The sequence below is a fragment of the Rhodococcus indonesiensis genome (assembly GCF_047782815.1).
Classification (GTDB): domain Bacteria; phylum Actinomycetota; class Actinomycetes; order Mycobacteriales; family Mycobacteriaceae; genus Rhodococcus; species Rhodococcus indonesiensis.
This window is the reverse complement of record NZ_CP180630.1, coordinates 931944-949635: the sequence shown is the minus strand read 5'-3', so window position 1 is coordinate 949635 and position 17692 is coordinate 931944. Positions and strand designations below refer to the sequence as shown.

Below are 17692 nucleotides of genomic sequence, written 5' to 3'. Positions count from 1 at the left end.
CGGACGCGGGGGCCGTGGGTGCCGGGAGGGCTACTGCTGCTGGTTCGCGGGCAACGCGGCGAGTGCCTGATCGATGGAATCGAGTGCGAGCAGCGCGGTCTCGTAGGTCGCGGCGTGGGAGTGCCGGACCGGGACCAGGTTACCGGCCTGCACGGCGGGCAGGGCCTGCCACAGCGGGGAGGCCATCAGCTCCTGCAATTCGGGCGAGACGGAACCGTCGGCCTCGACGCCGTAGACGATGACGTCGACGTCCCCGAGGTTCCGGCCGATCTCCTCGACGGAGAGGTACTCGCCGTGCACGGCCTCGGGGTCGGCGGGCTGACCGGGGAACTGCAGGTCGAGGTCCTGGAAGAGGTTGGTGGTGTACGAGGAGGCGTACTCGCGGTAGAACTCACCCGGCTCGGTACCGCACACGTTGCAGACCCCGGCGAAGGTCAGGTTCCCGAGGGTGCCGCGGTACTTGCCGGCGATCTCGGCGGCACGCGCCTCGTACTGCTCCTTGTACTCGCCGTACTCCTCGGAGACGCCGGCGGCGTCGGCGTACTGCTCGCCGAGCACGCGCCAGTCACCGGGATCGGTCAGGCCGAGGAAGACCACCGGAGCGAGGGCCTCGAGTTTGGCCGTGTCGAGCTGCGACTGCACCCGCGCGGGCACGCCCATGATGATCAGGTCGGGCGCGGCGGCGGCCACGGCCTCGTAGTCGAGTTCGCTCACGGCGCCGTCCGGCGCCACCTTGGGCAGGGCCTCGTACGCGGCCGCGGTCTCGGCGTCCATGTTGTCGAGCTCGCGGGTCCATTCGCAGGCCGCAGCCAGGTTCGCCTCGGCCTGGAGCAGCGGCAGGACCGCGTACCCGCAGGCGACGATGCGCTGCGGATCGGCCGGGATCTCGAGCGACCCGTTCTGCGCCTCGAACGTGCGCGTGGCGCTCGGTTCCTCACCGGCGTCGCTGTCGCTGCCGCATCCCGCGAGGCCGATCGCCAGCATCGCCGCCGCGCCGATCGCCGCGGCGCGGCGCACCCGGCCCAGTCCCTCAACCCGCATCGCTCACTCCCACATGTCTGTTCGCCGGGCATCCGCCCGAGCTCAGTTGGTTAGGCTAACCGAACCTACTCTGCGCGCCAAGCGCTACGTCCCCGGACCACGGCGCCCCTCTACACACATCGCGTCGGTCCGAGCCGCCGGCTCCCCCGCCCACCGCGTCGCCACCACCTCAGCCGCACACGCACCGCCCCTCCGCGACGGCGCCCCGCCTCATACCACCGCTCCGGCCGGCACAGCATCGGCGCGCCCCCAGGCCGGCAGGCGTGACTCCCTGTTCCCTGACTCACACGTTCCCAGGGCTCAGTCTGTGGGCTCAGTCTGTCTTTTCGGTTTCCGAACTGCTGCGTTACGAACCGGGAGTCAGGTGCCAAGGTTCGATGACGCGATCTCCGAGGGGCGTCCCCGGGGTACAGACTCGCCGGGTACCGAATCTCCGCTGGTTATCAGCACACGCCCGGGAGAATGATTCGGTGGCGCTCAGGAACCGGCAACGCGCGAGATCGCGTACCAAGTGGCTGACTGCGGCCTTCTGGATCATCACGCTCTTGTTCGCATACGCATTGCTCGTCCTCTTCGGCTGGTGGGCATGGCTGATGTATCTCGGCGCAGGATCGGCGGTTTCCTATCTCTGGTGGAAGCGGCGTCGACGCGGTCGATACGCGATCTTGTTCGGCTCGAGCTGCGCAGTGCTGGTCGTCATGGCGCTAGCCATGATCGGATGGGCGCTGCTTGCGACCTTCTCGGTCCCGGTCGACAGCGTCGGGCCGCGAAGGGTTGTCTGCGGATCCGTCATCAATCCGGTGCCCGCCGACGAACTGAGAGTCACGATTGCCGGATCGGACGAGCTCGCAGGGCAGTCTCGTCCGATTCCGCAGAGTGAGCTCGAGCGGGTGTGTTCGAACAGGCTCCACGATCGCGGTAGTCGAGCAGCAGGACTGGCCCTGATAGGACTGATCATGACCGTGCGGGCTGCCGGGCACTTCCGTACTTCGAGAAACCTCACGATCAACTGATGCTGCGAGTCCGGCCCGAGAACAGATCACGGAGTCGTTCTGCCGATCCCGGGCTGGCCGGGTGAGGTTCCCGGAAGCATTCATGGGGCGCGGTCGGAGGTGAACGCCGTGCGGCACCCGACGGCAGGGCGGCACCGCCCGATCCTGGCACGACGGCGCGATGAGCATCGGTAGCTGTCTGGCCCTGATGGGCGCCTGACCGGCCGGGTCGCCTCCCTCCGGACTACATCTGCGCGACGGGCTCACCGAAGGGCTCGTATCCCCAGATTCCCGAGACCCCTCATTTCGACGAGGCCGAGAGGATCACGTCACCCCTCGACCACCTGAACGATCCTGCTGCGTGCGGGTTCTCCGGCCTGCTGGACGGGCTCACCGCCCCGAACGGGGGACATCGGCGGAATCCGCCGAGCAGGTAGGCGAATGATGAAGTGCCGCAACAGGAGAGCGATCCTCGCCCGGAAATCGCGTTGTCCACAGTCATGCCGGTGCCACTTCGGCAACTGTCCGAGATCGACCCGACACACTCCGACGAGAGCGCCGGTGACGCATTTCCCGACGGCAACAGTCGTGCACGTCGTGGGCTGTGCCGTCGAGGTCGTCGAGCAGCTCAGGGCCGGCGTGCCGGCCGTTCGACCCGGGACACCGTCGGGAGAGGCGGCGTTCAGTTGCCGGACGTCGACGTTGTGGGCGCGCAACGCTGCGCGGACTTCGACGCCGGCGCGGCGTCGGCACTTTCGCCGTCCCGGTCGTGGACGACCACAATCAGCACGGCGCGTGACGGCGACACCGATCGGACGCGATGGGGGGTATTCGCGTCGAAGTAGAGGCTGTCCCCCTCGTCCAGGGTGATCACCTGATCGGGGATGCTCACCTCGACAGCCCCCTCTTTGACGAAGATGAACTCTTCACCCGGGTGCTCCATGTAGTCGGATCCGAGTTGCGTCGTCGGGTGAACAATAAACGGCTGCATAGATTTACCGATCATGCGGGTGGCGACGGCGTCGTAGACCGCACTCCCGTCGCGCTCGTCGACCTGCGCGCGCTCACCTCGCCGTTCGACCGTCATCATGCTGTTGTCGGGGCTGTCGGAGAACAGCTGACTGACATCGGCGTTCAGGGCCCGCGCGATCTTCAGCGCCACCGCGATCGACGGTGTACTGATCCCTCGCTCGACCTTCGACAGGTAGCTCTTGGTCAGCCCGGTGCCCTCGGCGAGGGCCTCCAAGGTCAACCCCGCCCGGCGTCGATGCGACCGCAGTAGCGCCGCCATCGTGTCCACACCTCCCTCTCGGTTGCGCCCGCGAAGACAGGCGTCCCCGCACACGCCCACCCTACCGACCACATCACCAGGTTGCACTATATGACACCTTGTGTCCTATAGTGCTGTATGTGTCATCTACTTGTCCCTGTTGAAAGGAGCCCCGAGGATGGCGACAACGATGAATCTCGGCAAAGCCGAGTTGATGGAGACCGCCAAGAAGACCATGCGCACCGAGGTCACGGCAGCTGAGTGGACGGACCGACAGAAGATCGCCCTGACCTGCCGGGCTCTGTTCGATGCCGGACACGACTCCGGTCTGGCGGGCCAGATCTCCGCGCGCGGCGAGGCACCGGGGACCTTCCTCACACAGCGGCTCGGTCTCGGCTTCGACGAGATCACCGAAAGCAACCTGCTCCTCGTCGACGAGGACCTCCAGGTTCTCGAAGGCAGCGGCATGGCGAACCCGGCCAACCGGTTCCACAGCTGGATCTACCGGGCACGGCCGGATGTGAACTGCATCGTCCACACGCATCCGCTGCACGCGGCGGCATTGTCCATGCTCGAGATCCCCCTGCAGGTCTCGCAGATGGACGTCGCCCCGCTCTACGACGACTGTGCGTTCCTGCCGGACTGGCCGGGAGTTCCCGTCGGCAACGAGGAGGGCGAAATCATCTCTGCCGCGCTCGGGGACAAGCGCGCGATCCTGCTCGCCCACCACGGCCAACTCGTCGTCGGATCAACCATCGAAGAGGCGTGCTCGCTGGCGCACCTGATCGAACGAGCGGCCCGCCTGCAACTGCTCGCGATGGCGGCCGGCGAGATCAAGCCCCTTCCCCCACGGCTGGCGCGAGAGGCCCACGACTGGACCCTCACCCCACGCCGCAGCGACGCCAACTTCGGCTACTACGCACGCAAGGCCCTGCGCTCCCACCCGGACGCGATCGACTGTCACTGACCCCGGCCACCCACCATCCGAATCCCTCTTGGAGTGCACCTTGACCACAATCAGCGGAATCGTTGCATACCCCGTCACACCGTTCGACAACCGAGACCCCGACACGATCAACGTGGACATCCTGCACCTGCTGCTGGACCGCATGATCGATGCAGGCGTCGACGCGATCGCGCCTCTCGGGAGCACCGGAGAGAGCGCCTACCTCGACCACAACGAGTGGATCACCGTCGCAACCGAAACCATCCAGCACACCGACGGCCGGGTGCCGACGGTCGTCGGAGTCTCGGACCTGACCACTGCCGGCACGATCCGTCGCGCGCAGATCGCCGAACGCCTCGGCGCCACGGCCGTGATGGCGCTGCCCACCTCGTACTGGCGCCTCACCGAGGAAGAGGTCCGGCTGCACTTCACCACCCTCGCCGAATCGATCGGAATCCCGGTGATGGTCTACAACAACCCAGCTACCACCGGCATCGACATGACCGCCGAGTTCCTGTTCGACCTCGTCACCACCGTCGAGAACATCACGATGGTCAAGGAGTCCACCGGCGACATTGCGCGCATGCACCGCCTGAACGAACTCAGCGGCAACACACTTGCGTTCTTCAACGGCAGCAACCCGCTGGCGCAGAGGGCCTTTCAGGCGGGGGCCGCAGGCTGGTGCACGGCGGCACCGTGCCTGATCCCGCACCGGATCGTCGAGTTCCACCGCGCGATCACCACGGGCCGGGAGGACGAGGCGGCCGAACTCTTCGACAGGCTCCGTCCGCTCCTCGACATGATCGTCAGCCGCGGGCTTCCGGCCACGATCAAGGCGGGCCTGCGCAGCGTCGGCGTCGAGGCGGGAACGCCGCGCCGGCCCCTGCTTCCCCTCGATGAACCCGAAACCACCCGACTCGAGGAGCTCATCGCCGCCTGCCGGTGACGGGCCACCACCGCTCGTATTTCCGCGCAGCACTGCTCGAACGCTGCCGCTCGCTGGGCGCAGCGCATCCCGCATCGAACTTCGCAGGCGCAGGGCCCGCGGACACTACGCACTGGTACCGCTCGACCCGAGATCTTCGAACACATACAGGAGCAACCGAATTGGCAACGACCACCCCTACGACGGTCCGACCGCTCGCCCCCGCCGACGAGACTCGCTGGCGCGTCCTCTTCCGTGAATACCGCACGTTCTACAAGCTGCCCGAGTCAGAGGACGTCGTCTCCCGCGCATGGGGATGGTTCATGGATCCCCGACACGAATGCAAGGCGCTCGTCGCGGAGGCGCACGGCGAGATCCTCGGGTTCGCACACCACCGTCGTTTCTCCTCGCCCTACACCGGCACCACCGGTCTCTTCCTCGACGACCTGTTCACCGACCCCGCGGCCCGGGGCCGGGGTGTCGGACGTGCACTGATCGAGTGTCTCACCGAGATGGCCGCAGCCGAGGGCCGCGCCGTGGTGCAGTGGGTGACCGCCGAGGACAACCACCGAGCCCAGGCGCTCTACAACACCCTCGCCACACGAACGAACTGGGTCACCTACGAAGCCCAGCCCACGGCGAGATGATCACTGCCCCATGAGCGGGTTCCTTGCATAGACCCTTCGAGTGGCGCCTGTGCTGGGGCGGCAAGATGCGAGTCGTTCCCTTGCCCCGCCGCCCCAGCACCGCCGATCCGGCCGCGCAGCGGCACTCCGCCGGGGGGTTCCCGTCGTGCGTTCCACATCTCGGCCGTGGCGTGGACCGATCCGCGGGCAGGATTCGACGCCGAGAGACCGGCCACGCTGCCGAGTCGGGACTCGGATACAGAACTCGCGCTCCAGCGCATCTGCTGTCCACCGGCGGGCGATCGAAGAGCACGTCGTCACCCGGCGGTGGACGGCCCGAATCAGTGATGCCGCGTGCTTCATTGCCCAGGGCGGTGAAACTCATCCGAACTCCAGTGCGAACTCGTCGATCTCGGACTGGTCGAGGTCGCTCAGCGTCAGATCGGAGGGCGTGAAGCCGCCCGCGTCGTCGCGCGCGGCGTGGTCGGCGAGCGCACACAGTGCCGCGACCCAGCCGTGCGCCAACTCGGCGACGACGGACGCCGGCACGACGCCGGTGGCGTAGCCCCACGTCGCGCGGAGCACCGGTCCGGCCGGCGTCTCCTCGGTGACGGCACCGACCTCGATCGCGTGGCTCACCGGCATCGCGTCGTCGGTGGCGCCACCGAGCACGTCGGCCTCCGGAGCGGCCGTCCACGGCGCGCCGGTCCCCTCACCGAGGGTCAGCCGGCCGAGATAGTTGAACCCGATCTCCGCTGCCGGCGCGGCCCCGAGTTCGGTCCGGGACTCGGGATCGAGGTGCCGGAGCATGCCGAATCCGATTCCGCTGTCCGGGATCTCCCGCAGTTGCTCCTTGACCAGTTTGAGCGCCGCGCCGGCGGCGTCCCCACCGGCGAAGGCCTCGGCGAGGTCCACCCCCGACACGTCGAGACGGACCGGATACAGGGTGGTGAACCAGCCGACGGTGCGGGACAGGTCGGCGCCGGGCACCACCTGCTCCTCGCGTCCGTGCCCCTCCCGGTCCACCGGGACCGCCCCACCGCCGCACGCCCGGCCCACCGTCAGCGCCAGGGCGGTGAGCAGCACGTCGTCGACCCCGGCGCGGAAACGCTCCGGCACCGTCGTCAGCAGCGCCTCGGTCACCGACGCCGGAACCTGCACCTGCACCCGCGAGACCGTCGCCAGCGTGTCACGCGCCGGATCCACACCCCGCCCGGCGATTCGCACGCATCCGGCCGGTTCGAGGGCGCGGCGCCACAATGCCAGTTCGCCGCGCCGCGCCGGAACCTGCTCCAGCAGTCCCCGCGCCCACGTACGCAGAGGCGTTCCCCCGCCGGCCGGTTCGGTGCCCTCGCACGCGGCGGCCAGGTCCGGGACCAGGATCCGCCACGAGACCCCGTCGACCACCAGGTGGTGTATCACCACCAGGATCCGGCCCGGACGGTCCGGCCCGGCGTCGAAGAAGACCACCCGCAGCATCGCGCCGGTCTCGGGATCGAGAGCGGCGCATGCGACGTCGGTCTCCTCGGACAGCACCGACGAGCGCGCCCGCTCGTCGAGTCCGGCGATGTCCACCCGGGTGACGAGCGTGGCGGGAACGACCGCCTCCACCGGAGGGATGTCGAAGGTTCGTGCGGCCGGATCGAACACGGCGCGCAGGGCGTCGTGTGCCGCGAGCACTCGGCCCACCGCGCCCACCAGGGTGGCGAGGTCGAGCCCGGCGGGTGCGATCAGCAGCCGGGACTGGGCGAAGCTCCGGTAGGGACCGCCGCGGTCGAGGAGGTCGTGCACGATCGGGGTCGCGGGCACGAGACCCAGGGCCGCGGTCCGATCCGTCGCCTCCGCCACCGGGTCGACCTGCACGATCCGGGCCAGGCCCGCCGGGGTGCGGTGTTCGAACACGTCGCGCGCGGCGAACCGCAGTCCCGCCGCGCGAGCACGCGACACGAGCTGGATCGAGACGATCGAATCGCCACCGAGGGAGAAGAAGTCGTCGTCCGGACCGACGGCGTGCAGGTGCAGCACCTCGGCCACCACCGCGCACAGGCGCCGCTCGAGGTCGTTCGCCGGGGCGCGGGACGCACCGGCGGGTGCGAAGACCGGAGCGGGCAGCGCCCGCCGATCGACCTTGCCGTTCGGGGTGATCGGGAACGCGTCGAGCACCACGATCGCGGCCGGCACCATGTGCTCGGGCAGGCGGCGGGACACGTGCTGCCGCAACGCCTCCGGGTCGGGTGCCGCGCCGACGACATAGCCGACGAGCCGGCGTCGACCCGGCTCGTCCTCCCGGGCCACGACCACGCAGCCCGCGACCGACGGGTGCGTCGACAGCACGGTCTCGATCTCGCCGAGTTCGATGCGGAACCCGCGGATCTTGACCTGATCGTCGCTGCGGCCGAGGTATTCGAGGACCGGGCGGTCGCCACCGACGTCGAGCCACCGCACCCGATCGCCGGTGCGGTAGAGGCGGATTCCGGAGGCACCGAACGGATCGGCCACGTAGCGGGCCGCACTCGGCCCGGGGCGGTTCAGGTAGCCGCGGGTCACACCGGGCCCGCCGACGTACAACTCCCCGGCCACACCCGTCGGCACGAGACGCAGGCGCTCGTCGAGCACGTACACCCGGGCGCCGTCGATCGGCGCCCCGAGGTGCGGGCGCGCTCCGCCGATCTCGGCGACGGTGGCGTCGACCGTGCATTCGGTGGGGCCGTACATGTTCAGCGCCCGCACCCCGTCGATCGACCCGAGCGTCGACCACAGGTCCGCGGACACGGCCTCCCCGCCGACGGCGAGCAGGCCCGGCCGGTGCGGTGCCGCGGGATCGCACAGGCCGGCGGCGAGCAGTTCGGTCATGAGCAGCGGTACGCAGTCGACGGCGTCGATGCGGTGGGCTCGCACGTAGTCCACGGTGGCGGCGGCGTCGGCGAGCAGGTCGGCGTCCGGCAGGTACAGCGCGTGCCCGGCCAGCATGGACAGCAACGGATCGATCGAGGAGTCGAACGACAGCGCGTAGGTCAGCAGCACCCGCAGCGGCCGGTCCTCCGCACGGCCGACGGTCCGGCGCCGCTGGGTCGCGACCAGGTTCACGACGCCGCGGTGCGGCACCACGACGCCCTTGGGGAGGCCGGTCGAACCGGAGGTGTAGACGACGTAGGCGGCTCCGTCGCCGGAGACGGCGCCGGGACGCTCGCCCGGCTCGAGCGGGGTGTCCGGGAGCGTCGGGTCCACCGCGGCGAGCGCGGCCTCGTCGAGGACGAGGACGGGCCGGGAGTCGGCGAGCATGTGCTCGATGCGTTCGGCCGGGTACCCGGGATCGACCGGCACGTAGGCGCCGCCGGCCTGCCACACCGCGAGGGCCGCAACTATCGCGTCGGTGCCGCGCGGCAGCATCAGCCCGACCACCGTCTCGGGTCCCACACCGCGGCGGATCAGATGCCGCGCGAGCCGACTGGTACGGGCGTGCAGTTCCCCGAAGGTGAGCGTCCCGGTGGCGGTGACCAGCGCGGTCGCGGTCGGGGTGCGCCGCGCCTGGCGGGTGAACAGCTCACCCAGGGTGTCCGCGCCGACGTCTTCGATCTCGTCCATACATACGTACGGGCTGCCGGAGCGAAGACGGTCGCGTTCGTCGTCGGCGAGCAGGTCGAGCGCGGACAGCCGGGTCCGCGGATCCGTCGCGAGCGCCTCGAAGGCACGCACCACGCGCCCCGCGAGCGCGTCGGCGGTGGCCGCGTCGAACAGGTCCCGCGCGTACTCCACCCGCACCCGCAGGCCACCGTTCCCGTCCTCGATCACGTCGAAGGTCAGGTCGAACAGGGCGGCGCCGGTGTCGACGGTGGACACCCGCGGTTCCAGGCCGGCGAAGGCGTCGACGACCGGCGGGGTGCGGTGCTGCACGAGCACCTGGAACAGCGGGTGCCGGCCGGCGCTGCGGGACGGGTTCAGGGCCTCGACGAGCCGGTCGAACGGCAGGTCCTGATTGGCGTAGGCGTCGAGGTCGGTGCTGCGGACCCGGGCGAGCAGTTCGGCGAGTGTGGGATCGCCGGAGAGGTCCGTCCGCAGCACCACCATGTTGACGAAGAACCCGACGAGGCCGTCCAGTTCGGCGGCGGGGCGGCCCGCGGTGGGCGAGCCGATCGGGAGGTCCTCCCCCGCGCCGCTGCGCGCGAGGGCGACAGCGACCGCGGTGTGCACGAGCATGAACATCGTGGCGCCCGCACCGCGCGCGACGGCCCGCAGCGCATCGGCGACGTGCGGCGGGACCGTCCGTTCGACCGTGCCGCCCGCGAACGTGGCCGTCGCGCCGCGCGGCCGGTCGGTGGGCAGGGCGAGTTCCTCGGGCATCCCGTCCAGCCGGGCGCGCCAGTAGTCCAGCTGCCGGGCCGCGAGTCCGCCTACGCCGCCGAGGATCTCGCGATGCCACACCGCGAAGTCGGCGTACTGCACCGGCAGCGGCGACGGCGCCCAGGCGCTTCCGGCGGCGTAGGCGGCGCCGAGTTCGCGCAGCAGGATCGGGGCGGACAGTTCGTCGGCGGCGACGTGGTGCACGAGCACCAGCAGCACAGCCCCCGCGGATCCGCCGTCGAAAAGCGCCACTCTGATCGGGATCTCGCGTTCGAGATCGAACGCGTGCCGCGCCTCGGCCGCCACCGCCGCGTCCAGGTCGGCCGCCGCGACGGTGCGGGCGGTGAACGGCACGCCGGGTGCGGCGAGCACGCGCTGCCGGCCGACGCCGTCGCGGTCCTCGAGCACGGTGCGCAGGACCTCGTGCCGGTCGAGTACCGCGCGCACCGCGTCGCGCAGCGCCACCGGATCGGGGACACCGCGCAGGCGCAGCGTCAGCGGCACGTTGTAGGTCGGGCTCGGACCCTCGAGCCGGAACTGGAACCACAGCCGCTGTTGCCCCGCCGACAGCGGCGCGTGGTCGCCGCGTTCGGCCGGTCGCAGCGGGATCCGCAGGGCCGCAGCACCGTCCGGGCACTGAGCGGCGAGGGCCTCGACGGTCGCGTGGTCGAAGACGGTGCGGATCGGCAGTTCCACGCCGAGCGCGTCGCGGACCTTCGCGATCAGCTTGGCCGCCGTGAGGGAGTGACCGCCGAGGAGGAAGAAGTCGTCGTCGACGCCGACGGTCTCGAGGCCCAGGACGTCCGCGAACACGGCGCACAGCACGCGTTCGCGTTCGGTGGCGGCCGCGCGGCCGCCGACGAGGGCCCCGAAGTCCGGTTCCGGCAACGACGTGCGGTCCACCTTCCCGTTGGAGGTGAGCGGCAGCGCGTCGAGGAACACGAACGCCGACGGCACCATGTGCGCCGGCAGCCGCCGCGCCACGCGCTCGCGGGCCGCCGCCGCGTCACCGTCACCGCCCACCAGGTAGGCGACGAGCCGCGCGGTGCCGGTGGGGTCGGGACGCGCCACGGCGACGGCCCGCGCGACGCCGGGCAGCTCCTGCAGAGCCGCCTCGACCTCGCCGAGTTCGACGCGGAAGCCGCGGATCTTGACCTGGTCGTCCCGGCGGCCGCGGTAGACGAGGTGGCCGTCCGCGGTCCACCGCACCACGTCGCCGGTGCGGTACATGCGGCTTTCGTTGTCGCCGAACGGGTTCGCCACGAACCGCGCCGCGGTCGCGCCGGGCGCGCCGAGGTAGCCGCGCACCACGCCGGGGCCCGCGACGTACAGTTCGCCGTCCACGCCCTCCGGCACCGGGTTCAGCGCGGCGTCGAGCACGTAGGCGCGCAGGTTCGCCACCGGCCGGCCGATCACGGGTTCCGCCGCGTCCCCCACCTCGGCGACGAGGACGTCGACGGTGCCCTCCGTGGGGCCGTAGAAGTTGAACGCGGCACGGTCGCGCAGGCGTCGCCACAGGGTGTCGGTGACGGCGTCGCCGCCGAACCCGAGGGTCGGCACGTCGGGCAGCAGGTCGGCCTCGACGATCTGCTCGAGTTGCGCGGGCGACAGTTCGACGAAGTGCCACCCCTCGTTGCGGGCGAGTTCGGCGAGCCGGTGCGGGTCACGCTGGGTGACCTCATCGACGATGCTCAGCTCGTGCCCGTCGAGCAGCCACAGGTGCGGGCCCCACGAGGCGTCGAACGCGAACGACCAGGCGTGCCCGACCCGCAGGCGGTCGCGGCCGGCCTCGGCGCGGGCCCGGGAGAAGACGCGCTCGCGGTGGCTGTGGAACAGGTTGACGGCGCCGCGGTGCGGGACCTCCACGCCCTTGGGCCGCCCGGTCGAACCGGAGGTGTGGATGATGTAGGCGACGTCGAGCTCGTGCAGCGGGCGGCCGCGGTCGGCGTGGGTCAGCGGCTCGGCGTCGTAGCCGGACAGGTCCAGTCCGTCGAGGTTCACCGGATCGGGCAGGCCCGCGGTGCCGGAGATCTCGGCGATACGTGCGGCGCCGTCGCCGCCGGTGAGCACGACACCGGGCGCGGTCTCGGCGAGCACGTGGGCGAGCCGCTCGGCGGGATGGTCGGGGTCGAGCGGGACACCCGTCGCACCGGCCTCGAGGACGGCGAACAGCGCAACCAGCGTGTCGGCGCGGCGCGGCAGTGCGACGGCGACGCGCCGCTGCGGGCCGAGCCCGAGGCTCAGGAGATGACGGGCGAGGCGGCGCGAGCGCGCAGCCAGTTCACCGAAGGTCAGGGCGGTGGCCGCATCGCGCACCGCGGGTGCGGCCGGGTCGCGGGCCACCTGGGCGGCCAGCAGGTCCGGCAGCGTGAGGCCCGCAGGCACCGGCAGGTCGTCGCCACTGCGCTCGACGAGGAGGCGGCGGCGCTCGCCGGGGTCGAGGATCTGCAGCCGCGCCAGCGGCCGGTGCGGGTCGGTGAGCGCGGCGACCTGCGTGAGGAGCAGTTCGAGCCGGCGGGCGTGCCGCTCGAGGTCGTCGGCGGTGTAGGCGTCGGCGTCCGCGTCGACCCAGATCTCGAGGCCACCGGTGTGGTCGAGCGGCCGCACGGTGACCATGAAGTCCTGCAGCGGACCCCGGGCCACGGAGTGCACCGCGGCGTGCAGGTCCGCGAAACGCAACCTGTCGCCGAACGGTTTGACGTTGACGGAGGGCCCGACGACGCCCCGGGAGCCGGCGGGCAGCCGGAGGTCGTTCTGGATGTCCTCCCCGCGGTAGCGGTGGTGCGGGCGGCAGTCCGCCACCGCGGTGCGCACATCGCCGACGAGGTCGGCGAGGGTGCGGGCGGGGTCGGGACGCAGGCGCAGCGGTACGACGTTGACTGCGGACATCGGTACGGTCGCCGCGGCGCTGCCCAGCCGGTTCATCACCGGAAATCCCACGATCACGTCGCCGCGTCCGGTCGCGGCCCGCAGGTACGCGGCGACAGCGGCGGTGACGACGTCGCCCCAGCTCGCCCCGATGGCCTTGCCGAGCCGCGAGAGTCCCTGCTGCTGTTCGGCGGTCAGGGTCAGACGCAGACCCCGGCAGCGGACGGCGATCCCGCCGGGACCGTCGGCGAGGGCCACGGCGTCCTCGGCGCCGTCGAGGTACCCGGCCCAGAAGTCCCGGTCGGCGGCGAAGTCCGCGGACGCGCGGTAGGCGGCCTCCTCGGCGACGACGGGGGCGAGCGGGGCGAACCTCGCCGGCGGCACCGGGCGTCCGAGCACGTCGGCGGTGTAGCGCTCGGCGATGCGCCGGGTGAGCAGTCCGAAGCCGTAGGCATCGATCACCAGGTGGTGGATGCACAGGTAGAGAATCGCGTGCCGGTCGTCGAGCCGGAGCACGGCGGCCCGCAGGCAGAGTTCCCGCGCGGGGTCGAGTACGCGCGTGTGGTCCTCGCGCATCCAGCGCCGCGCGGCCGCTTCCGGGTCGGGTTCGCCGCGCAGATCGACCACGGCGGGGTCCGGCGGCTCGTGCGCGCCGGGACGGATGACGACCGACCCGTCGGCCTGCGCGACGAAGGCCGCGGTCAGCACCTCGGCCTCGGCGACGGTCTCCCGGACCGCGCGCGTCACGGCAGCCACGTCGACCTCGCCGCGGAGTTCGACGCATTCCGCGGTGTTGAAGACGGGGTTCGCGGGGTCGAGCTGCTGGGCGAACCACACGCCGGACTGGGCCCGCGTCAGCGGAAACTCCGAGGTCGACAGGCCGGACGTGGGCACGATCGATCCCCTTTCTACGGTCGAATTCGACTGTGCCGTATCGCATCACGAGCCGTGAGGTCGGTCCGGCGCGAAACGTGACGATACCAAAGGTTAGGCTAACCGTATATGTTCTGCTGGGTCGGGTGCGCGCCACCACGACCGTCCCTGTCACCGCTACGAGAGGTCTGTGCACATGCAAGCACCGGTCGCCGCCCGCGGCACCGCCGCCTCGCGGCAGGTCGATACCGCCGCCTCGCGGCAGGTCACGGCCGCCGCCCCGTTCGTGCTGTCGCGTCCGCACGGCACCGTCGTAGCGGACGGCGTCGACGTCCGGTTCGACTCGGCCGACGAGGCCGCAGCCGCGCTGCGCGCCGGCTCGGTGGCGGCCGTCGTGGGCGCCCTGCCGTTCGCCCCCGATCACCGCGCCGCGCTCACGGCACCCGTCACGCTGCGGCACGAGCCCGACCCCCTCGGGGACGGCGCCGTCCCGCTCGCGCCGGTGCGGATCACCGCGACGATGCCCGCCGAGGACGAACACCTCGACCGGGTGGCGACGGCGTTGCGGCAGCTGCGCGATCCGGCCGACGACCTGGCGAAGGTGGTGCTGGCCCGGGCACTGCTCCTGCGGGCGGACGCACCCGTGGCACCGATGTCGCTGCTCGCCCGGCTGGCCGGAAACGATCCCGCCGGCAACGGTTTCGCCGTCGACCTCACCGCCGCCGGCGGGGCATGGACCGGCCGGCATCTCGTCGGTGCCAGTCCCGAGGTACTCGTCCGCCGCCGCGGCGATCTCGTCACCTGTCATCCGCTGGCCGGGTCCGCGCCCCGGCATCCGGACCCCGAGGTGGACGGGCGCACCGCGCAGCGTCTCGCCGCATCGGAGAAGAACCTCGCCGAGCACGCCCATGTCGTCGAGGCTCTGCGCGCGAGTCTCGACCCGCTGTGCAGCGACCTCGACATCCCCCGTACGCCGACGCTGACGAGCACCCGGCAGCTCTGGCACCTGGGCACCCCGATCTCGGGCCGGTTGCGGGATCGGTCGGTCACCGCGCTCGACCTGGCTCTGGCCGTGCATCCGACCCCCGCGATCTGCGGCACGCCGACCGCTGCGGCCCGGGCACTGATCCGCGAGCTGGAGGGCGACCGCGGCTTCTACGCCGGTGCCGTGGGCTGGGCCGACCGGGACGGTGACGGCGAATGGATGGTGACGATCCGCTGCGCCGTCCTCGACGCCGACGGCACCACGCTCACCACCCATGCCGGCGGCGGCATCGTCGCCGGGTCGGATCCGGCAGATGAACTCACCGAGACCACAACGAAGTTCGGCACGGTGCTCGACGCGCTCGGGGTACGGCGATGAGCCGGTCCGTCACCCTCGTCGTCGGCGCCGCCCACGGCATCGGCCGCGCCACCGCCCGCACCCTCGCGAAGGCCGGGCACCGCGTCGTCCTCGCCGACCGGGATCTCGACGGCCTGGCCGAGACCGCCGCGCTGCTCGACGTGCCCGCCCCCGTGCACGGTCTCGACGTGTGCGATGCGGCCGCCGTCGCCGAGACGGTCGCGCACATCGAAGCCGAGCACGGACCGGTCGACGCGCTGGCCCACGTCGCGGGTGTGTTCACGACCGGATCGGTGCTCGACTGCGAACCCGCCGAATGGCGGAAGATGTTCGACGTCAACGTCACCGGCCTGGTCAACGTGCTGCGCGTCGTCGGACGCGGGATGCGCGAACGCCGGCACGGCGCGATCGTCACGGTCGGCTCCAACTCGGCGGGCGTGCCCCGCCTCGGGATGGGCGCCTACGGGGCGTCGAAGTCCGCCGCCCACATGATCGTCCGGGTGCTCGGTCTCGAGCTGGCCCGGTTCGGGGTGCGCGCCAACGTCGTCGCGCCCGGTTCCACGGACACTGCGATGCAGCGGTCCCTGTGGCCGGATCCGGCCGACGACGCGGGTGCCCGCACCGCGATCGACGGGGACGCCGCCTCGTTCAAGGTGGGTATTCCCCTGGGCCGCATCGCCGAGCCCGCCGACATCGCCGACGCCGTCGAGTTCCTGCTCTCCGACCGCGCCCGCCACATCACCATGCAGACCCTGTACGTCGACGGCGGCGCCACGCTGCGCGCCTGACCCGAAAGGACCCCCGTGACGATCGCCGTCCCCCGGACTCCCCTGGCCGCCACCGCCGGTTATCCGCAGGAGTTCGCGGAACTCTATCGCGCCGCAGGCTACTGGACGGACGAGACGTTCGTCCGGTTCCTGTCCGCACGGGCCGACCGCCACGGCGAGCGCGTCGCGATCGTCGGCCGCGACACCCACGGCTCCGAACGACGGATCACCTACCGCGAGTTGTCCGATACGGCGGACCGGATCGCCGCGGGCCTCGCGGCGACCGGGGTGCAGCGCGGCGACCGGGTCCTGGTGCAGCTGCCCAACATCGTCGAGTACACCGAGGTGGTCTTCGCGGTGTTCCGTCTCGGTGCGCTGCCGGTGTTCGCATTGCCCGCGCACCGCAGCGCCGAGATCGGGTACTTCTGCCGGTTCACCGATGCCGCTGCATACGTGATCGCCGGCGAGCACGGCGGATTCGACTACCGGGACCTTGCCCGGCAGGTGTGCGCGGATCTCGACCGGCCACCCGCCGTGGTCGTCGCCGGCGACGCGCAGGAGTTCACTCCGCTCGATGCGCTGCGCGAGCACGAGCCGGACGCGCGCGCCGACGTCGACCCGGAATCCGTCGCGTTCCTGCAGCTCTCGGGTGGGACGACCGGCACCCCGAAGCTGATCCCGCGCACCCACACCGACTATCTGTACTCCGTGCGCGAGTCGGCCCGCATCTGCGGCGTCGACGCCGGCACCCGGATGCTCGTGGTTCTGCCGGCGGCACACAACTTTCCGATGAGCTCACCCGGGATCCTCGGGGCCCTGCACGCCGGCGGCACGATCGTGCTGGCGCCGGACCCGAGCCCCGACACCGCCTTCGAGCTGATCGAGCAGGAGCGGATCACCATGGCGGCGCTCGTGCCCCCGCTCGCACTGGCGTGGCTGTCGGCGCGGGCCCGCACCGGGCGGGACCTGTCGTCGCTGCAGGTCCTGCAGGTCGGCGGCGCGAAGTTCGGCGCCGAAGCGGCCGCGCGGGTGCGGCCCGAACTCGGCTGTACCCTGCAGCAGGTGTTCGGGATGGCGGAGGGCCTGGTCAACTACACCCGGCTCGACGACCCCGACGCCACCGTCGTCGGCACGCAGGGCCGTCCCATCAGCCCGCACGACGAGATCCGGATCGTCGACGACGAGGATCGGCCCGTCGCCCCCGGCGCGACGGGCCATCTGCTCACTCGCGGCCCGTACACGATCCGCGGCTACTACGCCGCACCCGAGCACAATGCGACGGCGTTCACCCCCGACGGGTTCTACCGCACCGGCGACCTCGTGCGCCTGACCGAGGACGGCTACGTCGTCGTCGAGGGCCGCGCGAAGGACCAGATCAACCGGGGTGGCGAGAAGATCGCAGCCGAAGAGGTGGAGAACCACCTGCTCGCCCACCCGGGCGTCCTGGACGCCGCGGTGGTGGCCGTGCCCGACGCCTACCTCGGGGAGCGCACGTGCGTGTTCGTCGTCGCCGACGGGACAGCACCGAAAGCCCTGGCGCTGAAGGCGTTCCTGCGGGAACGGGGACTGGCCGCGTACAAGATCCCCGACAAGGTGGTCCTCGTCGACGCCTTCCCCGTCACCGGGGTGGGCAAGACCAGCCGCGCCGAGCTGCGCCGCGCGCTCGCCGCGACCCTGCAGCACTGATGCCCCCGACGACAG

At 71.4% G+C, this 17692-nt stretch carries 10 protein-coding genes; 7 read left to right on the top strand and 3 right to left on the bottom strand.

Going from position 1 to position 17692, the window contains the following annotated elements:
* Window positions 1–30: 30 nt before the first annotated feature.
* Entirely contained in the window at window positions 31–1041 is a 1011-nt protein-coding gene (locus tag ACM26Y_RS04465; protein WP_289377531.1) for an ABC transporter substrate-binding protein, read from the bottom strand.
* Between the two features lie 470 nt (window positions 1042–1511).
* Between ACM26Y_RS04465 and ACM26Y_RS04460 the strand changes: the two genes are divergently transcribed.
* Entirely contained in the window at window positions 1512–2054 is a 543-nt protein-coding gene (locus ACM26Y_RS04460; RefSeq protein ID WP_416062753.1) for a hypothetical protein, read from the top strand.
* Between the two features lie 661 nt (window positions 2055–2715).
* On the opposite strand, the gene ACM26Y_RS04455 is transcribed toward ACM26Y_RS04460, so the two are convergent.
* Window positions 2716–3324, bottom strand: coding sequence for a helix-turn-helix domain-containing protein (locus ACM26Y_RS04455; protein WP_416063612.1), 609 nt, complete (start codon window positions 3322–3324; stop codon window positions 2716–2718).
* Window positions 3325–3481: 157 nt separating this feature from the next.
* On the opposite strand from ACM26Y_RS04455, the gene ACM26Y_RS04450 reads away from it, so the two are divergent.
* From ACM26Y_RS04450 to ACM26Y_RS04440, 3 genes are all read left to right on the top strand, one after another.
* On the top strand, window positions 3482–4270 hold the full coding sequence (locus ACM26Y_RS04450; RefSeq protein WP_416062752.1) for an aldolase: 789 nt from the start codon (window positions 3482–3484) through the stop codon (window positions 4268–4270).
* 40 nt (window positions 4271–4310) lie between these two features.
* Window positions 4311–5195 (top strand): dihydrodipicolinate synthase family protein, encoded by an 885-nt coding sequence (locus ACM26Y_RS04445; RefSeq protein WP_371383425.1) that lies wholly within the window; start codon window positions 4311–4313, stop codon window positions 5193–5195.
* 161 nt (window positions 5196–5356) lie between these two features.
* A complete protein-coding gene (locus tag ACM26Y_RS04440; RefSeq protein ID WP_416062751.1) occupies window positions 5357–5821 on the top strand; it encodes a GNAT family N-acetyltransferase in 465 nt (154 codons plus the stop codon).
* 360 nt (window positions 5822–6181) lie between these two features.
* Here the strand turns inward: ACM26Y_RS04440 and ACM26Y_RS04435 are convergent, their stop codons facing one another.
* Window positions 6182–13903 (bottom strand): amino acid adenylation domain-containing protein, encoded by a 7722-nt coding sequence (locus ACM26Y_RS04435; RefSeq protein ID WP_416062750.1) that lies wholly within the window; start codon window positions 13901–13903, stop codon window positions 6182–6184.
* 175 nt (window positions 13904–14078) lie between these two features.
* Here ACM26Y_RS04435 and ACM26Y_RS04430 point away from each other — a divergent pair, with 175 nt between their 5' ends.
* From ACM26Y_RS04430 to ACM26Y_RS04420, 3 genes are read left to right on the top strand one after another with little or no spacing between them, the layout of a single operon-like run.
* On the top strand, window positions 14079–15245 hold the full coding sequence (locus tag ACM26Y_RS04430; protein WP_416062749.1) for an isochorismate synthase: 1167 nt from the start codon (window positions 14079–14081) through the stop codon (window positions 15243–15245).
* Complete coding sequence (locus ACM26Y_RS04425) at window positions 15242–16012, top strand: 2,3-dihydro-2,3-dihydroxybenzoate dehydrogenase (protein ID WP_416062748.1); 771 nt, start codon at window positions 15242–15244, stop codon at window positions 16010–16012. Before ACM26Y_RS04430 ends, ACM26Y_RS04425 begins: the two co-directional genes overlap by 4 nt.
* Before the next feature lie 15 nt (window positions 16013–16027).
* Window positions 16028–17677 carry a (2,3-dihydroxybenzoyl)adenylate synthase gene (locus tag ACM26Y_RS04420; protein WP_416062747.1) on the top strand — a complete coding sequence of 550 codons (1650 nt, stop codon included), beginning with the start codon at window positions 16028–16030 and terminating at the stop codon, window positions 17675–17677.
* Window positions 17678–17692 lie beyond the last annotated feature (15 nt).